Genomic DNA, 16012 nt, shown 5'->3' on the forward strand with positions numbered 1-16012 from the left:
GTCCTTGGTCGGGCCGTTGCCCGTCGGCTCATGCTGCCGTGTCGCGGCCGAGGACCGCAATCACGAACGACTGAACGAGGGCGATCTCCTCCAGCCGCTTGAAGCGGCCGGATGCGCCGCCGTGCCCGGCCTCCATGTTGGTCTTGAGGAGGATGAGCGGGTCGTTGGTGGCGGTGTCGCGCAGGCGCGCCACCCATTTGGCCGGCTCCCAGTAGGTGACGCGCGGGTCCGAGACGCCGGCGAGCACCAGCATCGCCGGGTAGGCCTGCGCGCTCACATTGTCGACCGGCGAGTAGGCGTGGATGCGCCGGAAGGCGGCCTCGTCGCGGATCGGGTCGCCCCATTCGGGCCACTCGGGCGGGGTGAGGGGGAGCGTGTCGTCGAGCATCGTCGTGAGCACGTCGACGAAGGGCACTTCGGCGACGATGCAGCCGAACCGGTCGGGCGCGGCGTTCGCGACCGCTCCCATCAGGAGCCCGCCCGCCGAGCCGCCCTGCGCGGCGATGCCGCCGCGATGGGTGTATTTCTCGGCGATCAGATGGTCGGCGGCGGCGACGAAGTCGGAGAAGGTGTTCGGTTTATGCTCGCGCCGGCCCTTGTCGTACCAGTCGAACCCCTTGTCCATGCCGCCGCGAATGTGGGCGATGGCGTAGACGAAGCCGCGATCGACGAGGCTGAGCGCGTTGGCGCTGAAGCTCGCCGGGATCGTGATGCCGTAGGCGCCGTAGCCGTAGAGGAGGCAGGGCGCGCTGCCGTCGATCGGCGTGTCGACATGGTGCATCAGGCTGACGGGGACGGTCTCGCCGTCGGGCGCGGTCGCCATCAGGCGGCGCGTCACGTAGCGGCTCGCGTCGTGCCCGCTCGGGATCACCTGGCGCTTGCGCAGCCGCCGCTCGCGCGTCGCCATGTCGTAGTCCCAGACCTCGGTCGGGGTCGTCATCGACGAGTAGGAGAAGCGCAGCGAGTTGGTCTGGAACTCGTACCCCTCGCCGAGGCCGAGCGCGTAGGCCTCCTCGTCGAACGCGATCTGGTGCTCGTCCCCGTCGGCGAGGCGGCGGATCACGATGCGCGGCAGCGCGTTCTCGCGCTCCAGCCAGACGAGATAGTCGGCGAACACGATCATATCGACGATCAGGATGCCGGGGCGGTGGGGGACGATGTCCTCCCAGTTCTCCCGCGCCGGATCGTCGACCGGGGCGCGCACGATGCGGAAGTCGCGCGCGTCGCGGTTGGTGCGGATGAAGAGCGTGTCCTCGTTGTGGGCGACGTCATACTCCTCGCCCTCGATCCGCTCGGCGACGAGGCGCGGCTCGGTCGATGGGTCGAGCGCGTCGAAAAGGCGGACCTCCGAGGTCTGGTGGTCGTGCGCGTCGACGACGATGAAGCGGCCCGAGAGGGAGCGGCTCACCGAGACGAAGAAGCCCGGATCCTCCTCCTCGTAGATCAGCATCGGCGGCTCGCCGCTCTTGCGGGCGTAGACGCGCGCCGGGCGGTGGTTCTCGTCGAGCTCCACCGCGACGACGGTTTCGGCGTCGGAGGCGAAGGTGTGGGCGGGGGTGACGCGCTCGAAGAGGGTCACGTCCTCGCCGCTCTCGAGATCGCGCACGAAGAGGGTGAAAAGCTCGCCGCCGGTGCGGTCCGCCGTCCAGGCGAGGCGCTTGTGGTCGGGCGAGTGGCTCGCCGAGCCGAGGCGGAAATAGCCGGTGCCCTCGGCCTCGCGGTTCGCATCGAGGAGGACGTCCGGCGCGGTGGGCGGATTGTCCGGCCCGACCGCTTCGGCGATGTGGCGCGGCATGCGGATGAGGCGCGGATGCTCGGCGCCGTGAATGTAGGCCGAGCCGTAGCCGAAATGGCCGTCGGGGAGGGGGACGGACCAGTCGTCCTCCGCGATTCGGCCGCGCAGCTCGGCGACGAGGCGCTCCTGCAGCCCCTTCAGCGGGTCGAGCACGGCGTCGGTATAGGCGTTTTCCGCTTCCAAATAGTCGCGGATCTCCGGGGCGAGGACGGACGGGTCCGCCATCACCTCGCGCCAATTGGCCGCGCGCAACCAGGAGTAGGGGTCTTCAACCGTGATGCCGTGGTGAGTGACGGCGGTGGGACGCTGGGTCGCGCGGGGCGACCGCGCAGCATTCTTGTCGAGGCTCATTGATCCGAAGCGCTGTGGTCTGGCTGGAAGGAAAGGGCGATACCGTTCATGCAATAGCGCAATCCGGTCGGCGCGGGGCCATCGGGAAAGACATGACCGAGGTGCGCGTCGCAGCGGGCGCAGCGTGTCTCGGTCCGGCGCATGAAAAGCGAGCGGTCTTCGTGTGCAGTGACGGCGTCCTCGTCGACCGGGGCATTGAAGCTCGGCCAACCGGTGCCCGATTCGAACTTGGACTCGGAGCGGAAAAGCGGCTCTCCACAGCACACACAATTGAACGTGCCGGTCCTCTTCTCGTAGTTGAGCGGGCTCGTGAATGCCCGCTCAGTGCCGTGCTTGCGGGTCACGCGAAACTGTTCTGGCGTCAGCTCGGAGCGCCATTCCTTTTCGCTCTTCTCAACTTTCTCGCGTGCGTCTCGCGTCGGCATACTTGTGCATCCTGTTCATCATCCGGCATATGCGCCGACTTAGATGTTCTTCTAGTGGGTGGCGCGGGGTACCTCTTCGTGCCAGCGTCTTCGCTCACTCCCCGTTCATCGATCGGAGTTCCTCTTGTCGCTTCAACCGGACCTCATGCTGTGGCTCGCCTTGGCCCCATTCGTGGCGGCGCTGTTCGCACCAGCGCTCGTCGCGAGGCTGGGCGGGACCGCCGGATGGGTGCTGGCCATCGTGCCCGCGGCCCTGTTCCTCATGTTCGCATCCATGGTGCCCGACGTGGCCGAGGGTGCGAGGATCACCTACGGTGTGGAATGGGCGCCGTCCTATGGTGTCTCATATAGTCATCTGATCGACGGCTTGTCGCTGACCTTCGCGCTGCTCGTCACCGGCATCGGCACCTTCATCGTCATCTATGCCGGCGGCTATCTGAGCGGACACCATCAGCAGGGCCGCTTCCTCTCCTTCCTGCTCCTCTTCATGGGCGCGATGCTGGGGCTCGTGATCGCGGACGACCTCATCTCGATGTTCGTCTTCTACGAGCTGACCTCGATCACCTCGTTCCTGCTGATCGGCTTCGACCACACGCGCGGCCCGGCGCGGCGCGCGGCGCTCCAGGCGCTGATCGTGACGGGGAGCGGCGGCCTCGCCCTCTTCGCCGGCTTCGTCCTGATCCGCGTCGCCTCGGGCGAGACGAGCGTGTCGACCCTCTTCGCCAATCCTGAGGTCCTGCGCGACTCCGCGCTCTATCCGGCGATCTTCGTCCTCGTCGCGCTCGGCGCGTTCACGAAATCGGCGCAGATGCCGTTCCACTCCTGGCTTCCGAACGCGATGGAAGCGCCGACCCCGGTCTCGGCCTATCTCCACTCCGCGACCATGGTGAAGGCGGGCGTCTTCATCCTGATGCGCTTCTCGCCGGTGATGGGGGGGACGAGCCTTTGGGAGACGGTGCTGCCCCTCTTCGGCGGCGCGACCTTTCTGACGGGCGTGATCCTCGGCGTCCGGCAGACCGACCTCAAGCAGATCCTCGCCTACACCACGGTCGCCTCGCTCGGCCTCCTCGTGATGCTGACCGGCGTCGGGACCGAATATGCGATCGCCGGCGCGGTCCTCTATCTCGTCGCCCACGCGCTCTTCAAAGGCGCGCTCTTCATGGTCGCGGGCGCGATCGACCATGAGACCGGCACGCGCGACATCACGATCCTCGGCGGCCTCCTTACGAAGATGCCGATCACCTTCGTCGCGGCCATCCTCGGCTGCGTCTCGATGGCGGGCCTGCCGCCCCTCATCGGCTTCGTCGCGAAGGAAGTGCTCTATGACGGCGTGTGGGAGGCTGGCGGCCTCTCGGCGGTGACGATCACCGCGCTCATCGGCAACGCGCTGATGTTCGCGATAGCGGCCGCGGTCCTCATCCCCTTCTTCGCCAAGCCCGGCGCGCTGCCGAAGAAGGCGCACGAGGCGCCGCCCTCGCTCTGGGTGGGGCCGCTGACGCTCGGCATCCTCGCGCTCGTCGGGGCCCTCTTCCTGGAGGGGACGACGCACGCGGTGATCGGGCCGATGACCTCGGCCGTCGCCGGGGCCGCGGTGGAGCTTCACCTCCACCTCATCCCGACGGGGCTCTATCCGCCGGTGATCCTGACGCTCATCACCATCGGGCTCGGCATCGTCTTCTTCCTCTTCTTCAAGACGCTGCGCGGCGCGATCGCGCGGGCGCTCGAGGCGATCGGGTGGGGGCCGGACATCGGGTTCGACCAGGTGCTGCGCGGGCTCGTCCAGGGCTCCTTCGCGGTGACGCGCGTTCTCCAGCCGGGGAACATGCAGCAATATGTGACGATCACCTTCATCCTGCTCGCGGCCGTGCTCCTCGTGCCGATCGCGGTGGACGGGCTGCCGGAGTGGCGCTTCGTCGGTGAGATCGAGCAGCCCTTCGACCTTGCGATCCTCGCCCTCGCGGTCGTCGGCATCTGGGTGGTCATCGTCTCGCGGTCGCGCCTCGTCGCGATCGTCTCCCTCGGCGTCCAGGGCGTGATGGTCGCGCTGATCTTCATGCTCTATGGCGCGCCGGACCTCTCCTTCACCCAGTTCATGGTGGAGACGCTGTCGGTCGTGATCCTCGCCCTCGTGATGACGCGGCTCGATCTCAAGACGACCGATCATCGCCTGCCCTTCGACGCGGCGAAGGACGGGGTGATCGCGCTCGCCTGCGGTCTCGGCTTCGCGCTGGTGCTCTACAACACGGTGCAGCAGCCCTTCGATGACCGCCTGTCCCAGTTCTTCCTGAAGCACGCCTACGAGGTCGCGCACGGCCGCAACGTCGTGAACGTGATCCTGGTGGACTATCGTGCGCTCGATACGCTCGGCGAGATCTCGGTCGTCATGGCGGCCGGCCTCGCGATCCTGGTCCTCATCCGGATGGGGCCGGCGATCCGCAGCGCCATTGTCGGCCCGCCCGCCGAGAAGGCGGGCCCGAGCATCAGCGCGAACGCCGACGGCGCCGCCGTCGCCCCGTCGAGGTCGTCATGAGCACTCTGATCTTCCGAACCATCGCGCCGTATCTGTCGGCGCTGATGGTGCTGTTCTCCGTCTTCGTGCTCCTGCGCGGGCACAACGAGCCGGGCGGCGGCTTCATCGGCGGTCTGATCGCCGCCTCGGCGCTCGCGATCTACGGCATCGCCTATGGGGTGGACGTGGTGCGCCGGGCGCTGTGGGTCGACCCGAACGCCCTCGCCGGCTTCGGCCTCTTCATGGCCGCCATCGACGGCCTCGCGGCCATCCTCGCGGGCAAGCCGCTTTTGACGGGCATCTGGTACGTGCCTGTCATCTTCGGCGTCGAGATCCCGCTCTCGACGGTCCTCGTGTTCGACGTCGGCGTCTATTTCGTCGTCGTCGGATCCCTGTCGTCGATCGCATTGGCGCTTGAGGAGAGCGACTGATGGAAACCATCCTCTGTATCGTCGTGGGGCTGTTCTTCGCAGCCAGCATCTATCTGATGCTGTCGCCCCACATGGTCCGCATCCTTCTCGGCGTCTCGATCTTCGGCAACGCGGTCAATCTCCTGATCTTCACCTCCGGCCGGCTGACGGCGGCGGTGCCGCCGGTCCTGTCCGAACACGGCCCGCCGACGGCGCTGACGGCCGAGGGGGCCGAGGTGCCGGGCGTCTCCGAGGCCGCGAGCGCCGCGATCATCGAGGGGAGCGAGGCCGCGCACGGCGCCGCTGACGCCGCCGGGGCCGCCGTTCAGGGCGCCGCCGACGCGACGGCCGACGCCGCCCATGCGGTGATGGAGGCCGCGCTCTCGGCGACCGCCAACCCGCTGCCCCAGGCTCTCATCCTGACCGCGATCGTGATCTCCTTCTCCATCTTCGCCTTCTTGCTGGTGCTGACCTTCCGCGCCTACCAGTCGCTCGAAACCGACAATGTCGACGACATGCGCCTCGCGGAACCGACGCCCACCGTGCCGCCGCTCGGGTACTGAGGATCAGAATGCCGCATCGTCTCTTGCCGGTTGTTCTGGCGTTTCTTCTTCCGACCGCAGCCCTCGCCGCCGGCCCGTCCGACGGCGGCGCGACCACCCACGGCGCGATGCTGACCGGCCTCACCGGCATCATCCCCTGGCTCGTCGTCCTGCCGATCCTCTTCCCGATCATCGGGGCGGGCCTCACGCTGACGCTGCGCAACCGTCTCGGCCTGCAGTACCGCGTGGCGCTCGGCGCGATGTTCCTCGCCGCGATCTGCTCGGCTGCGCTCTTCGCGCAGGTCTCGGCGAACGGGCCGCTCATGATGGTGGCAGGCAACTGGCTCCCGCCCTTCGGCATCGTGATGGCGGTGGACCCGTTCGGCGCGCTCCTGGTGCTCGTGACCTCGCTCGTCGGCCTCATCGGGCTCGCTTATGCCCGGGGCGACGTCGACGAGGCAGGCACCCAGTTCGGCTTCTACACCTTCTATTGCCTGCTCATCGCCGGCGTGACCGGGGCCTTCTCCACCGGGGATATCTTCAACCTCTATGTCTGGTTCGAAGTCTTCCTGGTGTCATCCTTCGGCCTCATCGTGCTCGGCGGCCGCCGCATCCAGTTCGACGGCGCGGTGAAGTATGGCGTCCTCAACCTCATCGCGACGACGATCTTCCTGATCGCGGTGGGCGTGCTCTACGGCTTCACCGGCACGCTCAACATGGCCGACATACGCCTCGTGATCGCGGATCTCGAGACCGCGCCGGTGGTGACCGTCGGGGCAATGTTCGTGATGGCGTTCGCCATGAAGGCCGCCGCGATCCCGCTGCACTTCTGGCTGCCGGCGTCCTACCACACGCCCAAAGTCATCGTGTCGGCGTTGTTCGCGGGACTTCTGACGAAGGTCGGCATCTACTCGCTGATGCGCGTGATGATCATGCTTTTCGCCGCGAAGGGCGCGCTCTTCGTGCCGATGATCGGCTGGCTCGGCGTCGTCACCGCGCTTCTCGGCGCGGTCGGCGCGCTCGCGCAGGTGGACCTCAAGCGCATGGCCGCCTTCCTGGTGATCTCCGGCGTCGGCATCATGCTGATCGGCTTCGGCTACGGCACGGAGGCGGGCCTCACCGGCGCGATCGTCTATGCCGTCCACTCGATCATCGTGATGACGGCGATGTTCCTGGTGCTCGGCTACGCCCAGCGCCTCGCGGGCGTCACGCACCTGACGACCGGGACGGACCTCTACGCCGTCCACGGGCTCGCCGCGACGCTGTTCCTGATCTTCGGCTTTGCCGCGGCCGGCCTCCCGCCCTTCTCGGGCTTCTGGCCGAAGCTGATGCTGATCGAGGCGGGCTTCCAGACCGGAGGCACGCTCGGCATCGCGGGCGTCGTCGGCGTGATCCTCAGCGGCCTGCTCACGACGATCGCGGTCGGCCGCACCTGGGTCCTCGTCTACCTGCGCCCGCCGCAGGACGACGGCGTGCCCGATCCGGCGCCGACGCTGGCGGCCGGCGCCTCGCCGCGCCCGTTCGCCTTCTCACTCGTCCTCCTCGCGCTCATCGTCGTCGGGATCGGCCTGGTGCCGAGCCCGCTCATCGAGGCGGCGCGGCAGGGGGCGGCAGGTCTTCTCGATCCGAGCGCGTATCTGGAACGCGTTCTTGAGGTGGAGTGAGCGCGACGATGGCCATCATCCTCATCAACATCATGCTGGCGGTCGCATGGGCGGCCGTGAGCGGATCCTTCTCCTTCGTCCATCTCCTCTTCGGTTTCGTCCTCGGCGGCTTCGCGCTTTGGCTGATTCGCGAGCAGGTGGGCGGCGTCCGACACTTCCGCGGGGCGTGGAACGTCTTGAAGCTCGGGGTGATCTTCATCATCGAGCTGATCAAATCGTCGGTTCACGTGGCGAAACTCGTGCTCTCGCCCTGGCGCACGCTGGAGCCGGCGATCATCGCCTATCCGCTGACGGTTGAGAGCGATGCGGAGATCACGCTGCTCGCGAACATGATCACGCTGACGCCGGGCACGTTGTCCGTCGATGTTTCGGACGATCGCACCACGCTTTACGTCCACGCGATCGACGCGCCGGATCCGAATGCCGTCATCGCCGACATCAAGAGCGGTTTCGAGCAGCTTATTTTGAAGGTCTTCAATCCATGAGCGGCGCTGACTTCCTCACCGCCTGTCTGATTCTGTCGTTCGCGATGTTGTCGGCGGCGTTCGTGCTGTGCATCGTGCGCATCGTTCGCGGGCCGACCTTGCCGGACCGGATCCTCGCATTGGACCTTCTGGTGTCCGTTGCTGTGAGTTACATTGCCGCATTCGGCATTCGGACCGGCTTTTCCATCTACGTCGATATCGCGATCGCGCTCGGCATTGTCGGGTTCCTGTCGACCATCGCGCTGGCGCGTTTCGTGCTGCGTCGCGGGGAATTGTCGCTCGAAGACGGCACCGTGAAAGAGGACGCAAACGATGCCTGAGTGGGCGCTTTACACGGCGGGCGCGCTCTGCGTCCTCGGATCGTTCTTCGTGCTGGTGGCCGCTATTGGCGTGCTTCGGTTTAACGATCTGTACATGCGCATGCATGCCGCCAGCAAATCCGGAACGCTTGGATCCGGGCTTCTGTTGATCTCGCTGGCTGTGTATTCGCAGCAAAGCGAAGTCGTCTTGCGGGCTCTGGCCGGCGTCGCCTTCTTTCTGTTGACGACGCCTGTTTCCGCACATTTGTTGGCGCGTGCTGCCTATACCGTAGGTTATCGTCCTTGTGAGTTGACGAAGCACGACGCCCTTTCGAATCGCGCAAGTGATTGATTTGACTGCTTGGCGAGACCATGCATCTCAGCACGACAGCAATGCTGAGATGCATAGTTGGCGGTTCCTCTTCAGTGCCCTGTTGTCGCAACCTCAGCAGCATCTTTAAGGGATTAACGATTAGGAGAGCAGTGGGGCGGGCTGCTTCTGTTGCTTGATTGTGAATTTACCGGCCGCGGTCTGAAAAACGCAGCCGGTGATCTTGCAGACCTCTTGTCGCTGGAATAGATGATAGGTCGTCTGCATGGGGATGCCGTACCGTCGCCGCTTGTGACTATAGGCGGTATCCTAATACAAAGAATGAGTGACAAATGTCGGAACCCCTACAAGATTCAAACCTTATCGACCTGGCGGCGGAGATTGTTTCTGCATACGTCAGCAACAATTCGGTGGCGTCCCACGATCTTCCTAACCTGATTTCGGACGTCTACGCGGCGCTCCAGAAGACCAATGGTGGCGAGCCCGAGCCTGAGCCCGAGCCCCTGAAGCCTGCCGTCTCGGTGAAGAAGTCGATCACCCCGGACTATCTGATCTGCTTGGAAGACGGGAAGAAGTTCAAGTCGCTGAAGCGCCACCTGCGCACGCACTACAACCTCTCCCCCGAGGAATATCGCGAGCGCTGGAGCCTTCCGGCCGACTATCCGATGGTTGCGCCGAACTATGCCGCCGCTCGCTCCGAGCTTGCGAAGCGCATGGGCCTCGGCCAGCAGCGCAAGAAGCCGGCCCGCGTGTCCCGCGCCAAGGCGGCCGCGAACTAAGGAAGACCCGTCCGGCCCCGGCGCCACCCGCGCCGGCCGCGCTCTGACCGCGCGGGGAGGGACGAGAGAGGCCGCCTTCGCTCCGAGGGCGGTCGGGATGACAAAACGCACGTCGGCCGGTCCTCAGAGATCGGCTTGGCGTGCGTTTGTGTTTGGTGCGCTCGCCCCGGCCGCGACCGCGGCTCCAGCCCCGGCGCGCGCGGCGGTCTCGGCGCGCTTCAGCGCCTGCGAGAGCGCCAGATGGCGCGTCAGGTCGTAGGACCAGTGCCCGCACCGCCCACGTGCCCGCTCGCGCCGCAGCGCCGCGCGCAGACGGCGGATCTCCCGCGACTCCCCCGCCGCCGGCGCCGCCGGTTGCGCGCGCGGCGGACCATCCACAGCCTCGCCCGGATTTGCAATTAACGATTGTATAGAACTTGTTGGCGTGTTGCAGCGGGCCATGATGGCGTCCCCTATGATGCACTAAGCCGCAGGATAGTTTTCTGCAGCGAGGCGGGGACAACCCGTGTGGTTGGGGCAATTTCCCTAGCGATTCACTAAAATTGACTGTCAAACGTTAAATTGTAATTCTCTGAACTTATCCCCGCTTTCCAATCCAACTTTAAATTGTGTTTGCTGACACGCGGAACTGCCCGCCTGCAGGGGAAGGCGAAAAATGCAAACACACCAGTTCGCGGCTCTGGATGCCATGCCGTCCTACGACCCGTGGAAGTCGATAGATCGGCGCACGGTGAGACGCATGATCGAGCTGACGGTCGCCGCCGCGCTCGATCTTCCGGTCGACGAGCTCGCCGCGAAGACAAGACGCACCGCGCCGGTGGCCTTCGCCAGGCAAATCGCGATGTATTGCGCGCACGTCACCTTCGGCTGGTCGCTAACCGAGGCGGGCGAGATCTTCGACCGCGACCGCACCACCGCCTCGCATGCCTGCCGCGTTGTGGAGGATCGCCGCGATGACGAGCGGATCGACGCGATCATCCAGATCGTGGAGGATGTCCTGTCGGCGTGGCTCACCACCATCGAGAATTGCCGGACGCTGTCGCCGCGGGGCGCCGAGTGAGCGCTCTCGTGACACGGGCCCTGCGCCTTCTCGGCGAACGCGAGGTGCGCGAAGGGGATGACCGTGCCGTCCGCCTCAAGGCCGAGGAGGGGGAGATCGTCCTCGACCGCGACCTCGTCCGCACGATGCTGAGCGAGGGGCTCCTGGAGCGGCGGCAGGGCGCGCTTGCCCGCACCACCGCCGGACGGGCGCATCTGAGACGCGCGCTCTCCGCCGGGGAGGGGGCCTTCGCCGCCCAGCACCAGGCCCCGGCCGAGCGTGAGGTCGCCGGCGGGACGCGCGTGGCGGTGAACGCCGCCGAGAGCCCGCTCGCCTGGCTCGCGACGCGCAAGGACCGCGACGGGGCCCCGCTGATCACCGAGGCGCAATACCGCGCCGGCCGCCGCCTCCACCGCGACCACAGCCGCGCACGCGGCGAGGCGCGGGTGACGCAGAGCTGGGACGCGTCGGGCGTGCGCTCGGAGGCGCGGCGCGACGGCCTCTCGGTCTCGGAGGGGGCGATGGAGGCGCGGCGCCGCGTGGTGCAGGCGCTCGATACGGTCGGGGCGGGACTCGCCGAGATCCTGGTCCTCGTCTGTTGCGAGGAGATGGGGCTCGAGGCGGTGGAGAAGCGCCTGCGCTGGCCGGCCCGCTCGGGCAAGGTGGTGCTGCGCCTCGCGCTCGACCGCCTCGCCAATCACTACGGGATCGGCGATCTCGCTTCGGGCGGGGCGGCGCGCGGCATCATCCAGTGGGGCGCGGCCGACTACCGCCCGCGCGCCTGATCGGCCGGCGAAGCGGAATCTTCGGCCCGGCCGTTTACGCCGGGCCGGAAAGCGCACTATCTCCTCTTCAAAAGGGAGTGCCATGACCGACGCTGACGAGATTGCCGAAGCCTTCGAGCTCATCGACGACTGGGAAGAGCGCTATCGCTACGTGATCGAGCTCGGCAAGGAGCTGCCCGACTTTCCGGACGCGCTGAAGACCGATGCGACCAAGGTCGAGGGCTGCGTCTCGAAGGTGTGGCTCCTCACCGGCGTCGACGACGACCGTCTCGTCGTGAAGGGCGACAGCGACGCGATGATCGTGCGCGGGCTCGTGGCGATCCTCATCGCCTACTATACGGGCCGGCCGGTCGAGGCGGTGCCGACGCTCGATGTCGAGGCCTTCCTGCGCACGCTCCATCTCGACGAGCACCTGACGCCGCAGCGCTCCAACGGCCTCGCCTCCATGGTGAAGCGCATCCGCCACGACGCCACGCGCCTCGCCGCGACGACCTGATCGCGGCGCCACGCGCCGGCGTCATTCGCCGGCTGGCGGGGCCCAGCGATAGATCCAGTCCACCCGAGCCAGGATCCCCTTCGCGCCGAGCTGGCGCATCGCGAAATCGCGCGCGAGGGTGAGGGGGGCGGGCATATGGTAGATCCGCCCCTGCTGTACCGTCTGGCGCGCGAGGCGCTGGGTGCGCGGCCGCCGCGCCGCCGCGTACGCGCCGAGGGCCGCGGGGCCCACCCCATGAAGGCGCACCATCGCGCCGAGCACGGCCGCATCCTCGATCGCCATCGCGCCGCCCTGGGCGAGGAAGGGCAGCATCGCGTGCGCGGCATCCCCCACGAAGGCGACGCCGCCGCTCTCATAGATGTGGCGGGGCCGCACCCGCATCGGCCAGGGCGCCCAGTCCGCGACGTCGGCGATGGTCGGGCCGGTGCTGGTGGTGGCGAGCGCCTCGGGCGTGCGCTGCGCCTCGGGCGCGACGAGCACGCAATTCTCGTCCTCGTCCGTCAGCGCGTAGCGGACCACATGGTGGCCGTCGCCGAGGACGAGCTCGGTCCCGCCGCCGGGCGACGTGCGCCCCTTGCCACGCCACGCGATCCACCCGGTGTCCGCCGCGCTGTCGCCGACCAGCCGCTGGCGGATGCGCGAGTTCACTCCGTCGGCTGCAATGACGAGGGTCGCGGCGATCTCCTCCCCCGCGAGCCGCACCGCGCTGCCGTCCTCGGCGACGCGTTCGACCTCGCAATCATAGCGGATCTCGATCGACGGCCGCGCCTCCGCCTCGGTGAGGAGGGCGGTGTGGAGCGCGGCGCGCGAGGCGGTGAGATAGGGGGCGCCGAAGCGCGCCTCGAAACGCGCATCGTAGGGAAGGCGCGTGATCGCGCGCCGCTCGCCCGCGCCATAGACGGCGAGCGCGTTGGGCCGGGCGGCGATCGCGTCGACCCGCGCCTCGGCCCCGATCGCCCGCAGCGCCTTCACGGCGTTCGGGGAGAGCTGGATGCCCGCGCCGGCATTGGCCGCGATCGCGGCGCGGCGCTCCAGGACGAGCACCCGGTTGGCATCGCTGAGGGCGAGCGCGGCCGAGAGCCCCGCGATCCCGGCGCCGACGACGATGATCATGCGCCGTTCATTCCCTTCCGGCGGCGCGGGGTCGCGCCGCGTGTCGTGCTCAGACGGCGCCGTGGGTGGCGGTCGCGGAGGCGACGCACTCGGACGGGTCGGCCTCGTGGTGCTTCAGCGCCGGGTCGTAGACATAGACCGTGGAGCAGTAGGGGCAGATCGCCTCGCTGTCCCCGCCCATGTCGAGGAACTCGTGCGGATGGTCGAAGGGCGCGAGCGCGCCCATGCACATGAATTCGCGCGCGCCGATACGCACCCGGCGAACACCGGGCGTGTTGTGGAAGAGCGGGGTCGACCCCTCAGCCATGATGTTTCTCCATTCCGGCCGGTCCGATATCGCGGGCCCGGCTCACATGCCCAGATAGTTCGGGCCCCCGCCACCCTCGGGCGGCACCCAGTTGATGTTCTGGTTGGGGTCCTTGATGTCGCAGGTTTTGCAGTGAACGCAATTCTGCGCGTTGATCACATAGCGCGGCTCGCCGTCCTCACGGTGCCATTCATAGACGCCGGCCGGGCAATAGCGCGCCGACGGACCGTCGAAGACGCCGAGTTCAGACGACTTTTGCAAGGCCGGGTCCAGCACCTTGAGGTGGATCGGCTGGTCTTCTTCGTGATTGGTGTTCGACAGGTAGACCGAGGAGGGGCGGTCGAAGCGCGTCACCCCGTTGGGCTTCGGGTAGGCGATCGGCTTCGTCTTGCCCGCCGGCTTCAGCTTGGCGAAGTCCGGCCCGCCATGTGAGAGCGTCCCGAACAGGGAGAAGCCGAAGAGCGAGTTCGTCCACATGTCGAGCCCACCGGCCGCGAGCCCGGCAAGCGTGCCGAACTTCGACCAGAGCGGCTTCACGTTGCGCACCGGGTAGAGGTCGCGCCCGATGGTGGAGGAGCGCCAGGCGGCCTCGTAGGAATCCAGGGAATCGTTGGCCCGCCCCGCGGCAAGCGCGGCGAAGAGATGCTCCGCCGCGAGCATCCCGGAGTGGATGGCGTTGTGGCTGCCCTTGATTCGGGGCACGTTGACGAACCCCGCCGCGCAGCCGACGAGACAGCCGCCGGGGAAGACGAGCTTCGGCACCGACTGATAGCCGCCTTCCGCGATTGCGCGCGCGCCGTAGGCCTCGCGCGTCGCCCCTTCGAGCATCGGGGCGATCGCCGGGTGGTCCTTCAGGCGCTGAAGCTCCTGGAAAGGATCGAGGTGCGGGTTCGCATAGTTGAGATGGACGACGAACCCCAGCGCCATGAGGTTCTCGCCATAATGGTAGAGGAACGAGCCGCCGCCGGTGGAATTGTCGAGCGGCCAGCCCATCGTGTGCATCACGAGGCCTGGCTCGAACACGGCGTCGCTGACGCGCCAGACCTCCTTGAGGCCGATCCCGTATTTCTGTGGCTCGCGCCCCTTGTCGAGGCCGTGTTCGGCGATGATCCGCTTCGTCAGCGAGCCGCGCACGCCCTCGGCGAGGACGACATATTTGCCGCCGAGCTCCATGCCGGGGGTGAAGGAATCCTTCGGCTCACCGTCGCGCCCGACGCCGAGATCGCCGGTGACGATGCCCTCGATCGTGCCGTTCTCGCCGCGGATGAGGTCGGCGGCGGGGAAGCCCGGATAGATCTCGACGCCGAGCCCTTCGGCCACTTCGCCGAGCCAGCGGCACAGATTGCCGAGCGAGCCGACATAGTTGCCGTGGTTCGACATCAGCCCCGGCATCAGGACATTCGGGAGCGCGACGTCGCCGGCCGGGCCGAGGAAGCGGAACACGTCGCGCGTCACCGCCGTCTTCAGCGGGCAGTCCTCGCTGGTGCGCCATTCAGGGACCAGCGCGTCGAGGCCGGACGGGTCGATCACCGCGCCCGACAGGATGTGCGCGCCGACTTCGGAGCCCTTTTCCACGACGACGACGGAGATCTCCTCCTCCCGTTCGGCCGCGAGCTGCTTGAGGCGAATGGCGGTGGCAAGCCCTGCAGGACCCGCTCCGACCACAACGACGTCATAGTCCATGCGCTCGCGCTCGATGGTCATCGGTCTCCTCGTCCCCGTTCGTGTTCGGCCGCGCCCTCGACAGTCGGGCGTCGCGGCTCTTACGTTTGTCTACGTTGAAGGTAGGCGGATATGGAAGAGGCACATTTCCCGCGCGACCCCATCCGGGACTTCCTGCGCGCGAGCGGCGTGACCGCCGAGGTCGAGGAAAGTCCGCAGAATCGCTTCGCCGAGCTGCCGCCCGTGCCGATCGCGCCGCACCAGCCGGCCGCGCTCCCGAAGGCGCATCCGCGCCAGCCCGTCGCCCCTCAATGGGAGCCGCCGGCCGAGGCCGCGCCGCCCCAGGCGAGCGCGGAGGCGCGCGCCGCGGTCCACGCCGCGCGCGAGGTCGCACGTCAGGCGGCGACGCTCGACGCGCTGCGCGCCGCGCTCGAAGGGTTCGAGGGCTGTCCGCTGAAAGAGACCGCGCGCTCGACGTGCTTCGGCGAGGGGCCGGTCGGGGCCGCGATCATGTTCGTCGGCGAAGCGCCGGGGCGGGACGAGGACGAGGCCGGGCGCCCCTTCGTCGGCCGCTCCGGCCAGCTCCTCGAGAAGATGCTCACGGCAATCGGGCTCACGCGCGCCGACGTCTATATTTCCAACGTCATCCCCTGGCGCCCGCCCCTCAACCGCACGCCGAGCCCGATCGAGACGGCGACGTGCGAGGTGTTCGTGCGGCAGGAAATCCGTCTGGTGCGGCCAAAGGTCCTGGTGCCGCTCGGGGGCGCCGCGGCCAAGACATTGTTGCAGGTGGACGCCGGAATCGTGCGCCAGCGCGGCCGTTGGGTGCGCTACGCGATCGACCCGGCCGCGCCCGAGGACGCGATCGACGCTGTTGCAACCTTCCATCCGGCCTATCTCCTACGGACGCCGGCGGAGAAGCGGCGCGTCTGGTGGGACCTCATGGCCATCCGGCGCCGCCTCGAGGCCGAGCACGGTCTGCCGCCCGTCCACTGAGACGCGCGGCGCAATCGGAGACGA

At 67.7% G+C, this 16012-nt stretch carries 17 protein-coding genes; 12 read left to right on the forward strand and 5 right to left on the reverse strand.

Translation table 11 applies throughout. The annotated features are described in order from the left end of the window. Window positions 1-28 precede the first annotated feature (28 nt). Window positions 29-2146, reverse strand: a complete 2118-nt coding sequence (locus DBV35_RS06830; RefSeq protein ID WP_108659435.1) for a S9 family peptidase — start codon at window positions 2144-2146, stop codon at window positions 29-31. Next, window positions 2143-2571, reverse strand: coding sequence for a peptide-methionine (R)-S-oxide reductase MsrB (msrB, locus tag DBV35_RS06835; RefSeq protein WP_108659436.1), 429 nt, complete (start codon window positions 2569-2571; stop codon window positions 2143-2145). Before msrB ends, DBV35_RS06830 begins: the two co-directional genes overlap by 4 nt. A gap of 145 nt (window positions 2572-2716) precedes the next feature. Here msrB and DBV35_RS06840 point away from each other — a divergent pair, with 145 nt between their 5' ends. The 11 genes from DBV35_RS06840 (at window position 2717) to DBV35_RS06895 (ending at window position 11910) form a co-directional block, all read left to right on the forward strand. Then, window positions 2717-5101: a putative monovalent cation/H+ antiporter subunit A gene (locus tag DBV35_RS06840; RefSeq protein WP_108659437.1), complete on the forward strand. Its 2385-nt coding sequence runs from the start codon at window positions 2717-2719 to the stop codon at window positions 5099-5101. Further along, window positions 5098-5511 (forward strand): Na+/H+ antiporter subunit B, encoded by a 414-nt coding sequence (locus tag DBV35_RS06845; protein ID WP_108659438.1) that lies wholly within the window; start codon window positions 5098-5100, stop codon window positions 5509-5511. The genes DBV35_RS06840 and DBV35_RS06845 overlap by 4 nt, the downstream gene beginning before the upstream one ends. Then, on the forward strand, window positions 5511-6053 hold the full coding sequence (locus tag DBV35_RS06850; protein ID WP_108659439.1) for a Na+/H+ antiporter subunit C: 543 nt from the start codon (window positions 5511-5513) through the stop codon (window positions 6051-6053). Before DBV35_RS06845 ends, DBV35_RS06850 begins: the two co-directional genes overlap by 1 nt. A gap of 8 nt (window positions 6054-6061) precedes the next feature. Further along, window positions 6062-7696: a proton-conducting transporter transmembrane domain-containing protein gene (locus DBV35_RS06855; protein ID WP_245943861.1), complete on the forward strand. Its 1635-nt coding sequence runs from the start codon at window positions 6062-6064 to the stop codon at window positions 7694-7696. Further along, complete coding sequence (locus DBV35_RS06860) at window positions 7693-8181, forward strand: Na+/H+ antiporter subunit E (RefSeq protein WP_342752351.1); 489 nt, start codon at window positions 7693-7695, stop codon at window positions 8179-8181. Before DBV35_RS06855 ends, DBV35_RS06860 begins: the two co-directional genes overlap by 4 nt. Then, window positions 8178-8501, forward strand: coding sequence for a cation:proton antiporter (locus DBV35_RS06865; protein ID WP_108659440.1), 324 nt, complete (start codon window positions 8178-8180; stop codon window positions 8499-8501). Before DBV35_RS06860 ends, DBV35_RS06865 begins: the two co-directional genes overlap by 4 nt. Next, window positions 8494-8832, forward strand: a complete 339-nt coding sequence (gene mnhG, locus DBV35_RS06870; protein ID WP_108659441.1) for a monovalent cation/H(+) antiporter subunit G — start codon at window positions 8494-8496, stop codon at window positions 8830-8832. The genes DBV35_RS06865 and mnhG overlap by 8 nt, the downstream gene beginning before the upstream one ends. Window positions 8833-9143: 311 nt before the next feature. Further along, entirely contained in the window at window positions 9144-9590 is a 447-nt protein-coding gene (locus DBV35_RS06875) for a Ros/MucR family transcriptional regulator (RefSeq protein WP_108659442.1), read from the forward strand. Between the two features lie 739 nt (window positions 9591-10329). Continuing rightward, window positions 10330-10650, forward strand: a complete 321-nt coding sequence (locus DBV35_RS06885) for a helix-turn-helix domain-containing protein (protein WP_205648493.1) — start codon at window positions 10330-10332, stop codon at window positions 10648-10650. Between the two features lie 8 nt (window positions 10651-10658). Next, window positions 10659-11414, forward strand: coding sequence for a DUF6456 domain-containing protein (locus DBV35_RS06890; RefSeq protein ID WP_157961614.1), 756 nt, complete (start codon window positions 10659-10661; stop codon window positions 11412-11414). A gap of 82 nt (window positions 11415-11496) precedes the next feature. Beyond that, on the forward strand, window positions 11497-11910 hold the full coding sequence (locus DBV35_RS06895) for a SufE family protein (protein ID WP_108659446.1): 414 nt from the start codon (window positions 11497-11499) through the stop codon (window positions 11908-11910). 21 nt (window positions 11911-11931) lie between these two features. Here DBV35_RS06895 and DBV35_RS06900 read toward each other — a convergent pair whose 3' ends face one another. From DBV35_RS06900 to DBV35_RS06910, 3 genes are read right to left on the reverse strand one after another with little or no spacing between them, the layout of a single operon-like run. Next, entirely contained in the window at window positions 11932-13023 is a 1092-nt protein-coding gene (locus DBV35_RS06900; RefSeq protein ID WP_108659447.1) for an FAD-dependent oxidoreductase, read from the reverse strand. A gap of 49 nt (window positions 13024-13072) precedes the next feature. After that, entirely contained in the window at window positions 13073-13330 is a 258-nt protein-coding gene (locus DBV35_RS06905) for a zinc-finger domain-containing protein (RefSeq protein ID WP_108659448.1), read from the reverse strand. 42 nt (window positions 13331-13372) lie between these two features. Then, the gene (locus DBV35_RS06910) at window positions 13373-15034 is read right to left on the reverse strand and encodes an electron transfer flavoprotein-ubiquinone oxidoreductase (RefSeq protein WP_205648494.1); all 1662 of its coding nucleotides are present in this window, start codon (window positions 15032-15034) and stop codon (window positions 13373-13375) included. A gap of 90 nt (window positions 15035-15124) precedes the next feature. Here DBV35_RS06910 and DBV35_RS06915 point away from each other — a divergent pair, with 90 nt between their 5' ends. Further along, window positions 15125-15988, forward strand: a complete 864-nt coding sequence (locus DBV35_RS06915; RefSeq protein ID WP_108659449.1) for a uracil-DNA glycosylase — start codon at window positions 15125-15127, stop codon at window positions 15986-15988. Window positions 15989-16012: the final 24 nt, after the last annotated feature.

The sequence above is a fragment of the Acuticoccus kandeliae genome, from assembly GCF_003073115.1.